The sequence below is a fragment of the Halovibrio salipaludis genome, from assembly GCF_002286965.1.
Classification (GTDB): domain Bacteria; phylum Pseudomonadota; class Gammaproteobacteria; order Pseudomonadales; family Oleiphilaceae; genus Halospina; species Halospina salipaludis.
Genome location: NZ_NSKD01000022.1, coordinates 1 through 1,195 on the forward strand (window position 1 = coordinate 1; position 1,195 = coordinate 1,195).

Annotated in this window: 1 protein-coding gene; it reads left to right on the top strand. The window is 62.8% G+C overall.

Going from position 1 to position 1,195, the window contains the following annotated elements; genetic code table 11:
- On the top strand, positions 1-1,194 hold the full coding sequence (gene tuf / locus CK501_RS16610; RefSeq protein ID WP_077528630.1) for an elongation factor Tu: 1,194 nt from the start codon (positions 1-3) through the stop codon (positions 1,192-1,194).
- Position 1,195 lies beyond the last annotated feature (1 nt).

Consider the following 1,195-nt stretch of genomic DNA (forward strand, 5'->3'; position numbering starts at 1 on the left):
GTGTCTAAGGAAAAATTCGAAAGAGATAAGCCGCACATCAACGTGGGCACCATTGGTCACGTGGACCATGGCAAGACGACGCTGACGGCGGCGCTGACGCGCGTGAGTGCGGAAGTGTTCGGCGGTGAGGCGCGTGCGTTTGACCAGATCGACAACGCGCCGGAAGAGAAAAACCGCGGGATCACGATCGCGACCTCGCACGTGGAGTACGGTTCCGAGAGCCGTCACTACGCGCACGTTGACTGCCCCGGCCACGCTGACTATGTGAAGAACATGATCACGGGCGCGGCGCAGATGGACGGCGCGATCCTGGTGGTCTCCGCCGCTGACGGCCCGATGCCGCAGACGCGCGAGCACATCCTGCTGTCACGCCAGGTTGGCGTGCCGCACATTGTGGTGTTCCTCAACAAGGCCGACATGGTCGATGATGAGGAGCTGCTCGAGCTGGTTGAGATGGAAGTGCGGGAGCTGCTGAACGAGTACGACTTCCCGGGCGACGACACGCCGATCGTAACCGGCTCCGCGCTGATGGCGATGGAAGGCAAGGACGACAACGGTTACGGCACCACCGCGGTGGCGAACCTGATCAAGGAAATGGACGCGCACATTCCCGAGCCCGAGCGCGCCATCGATCAGCCGTTCCTGATGCCGATCGAGGACGTGTTCTCGATCTCCGGTCGCGGTACCGTTGTCACCGGCCGTGTTGAGCGCGGTGTGGTCAAGACCGGCTCCGAGGTGGAGATCGTGGGTCTGCGCGAGACGCAGAAGACCGTGTGCACCGGTGTTGAGATGTTCCGCAAGATGCTCGACGAGGGTCGTGCGGGTGAGAACATCGGCGCGCTGCTGCGTGGCACCAAGCGTGACGACGTTGAGCGTGGCCAGGTACTGGCCAAGCCGGGCAGCATCACGCCTCACACCAAGTTCGAGGGCGAGATCTACGTTCTGAGCAAGGACGAGGGCGGTCGTCATACGCCGTTCTTCACCGGCTATCGCCCGCAGTTCTACTTCCGGACCACGGACGTGACCGGCACCTGCGAGCTGCCGGAAGGCGTCGAGATGGTGATGCCGGGTGATAACGTGAAGCTGGTAGCCACGCTGATCGCGCCGATCGCGATGGAAGACGGGCTGCGCTTTGCGGTACGCGAAGGCGGCCGGACTGTCGGCGCAGGCGTGGTGACCAAGATTATCGAGTAAT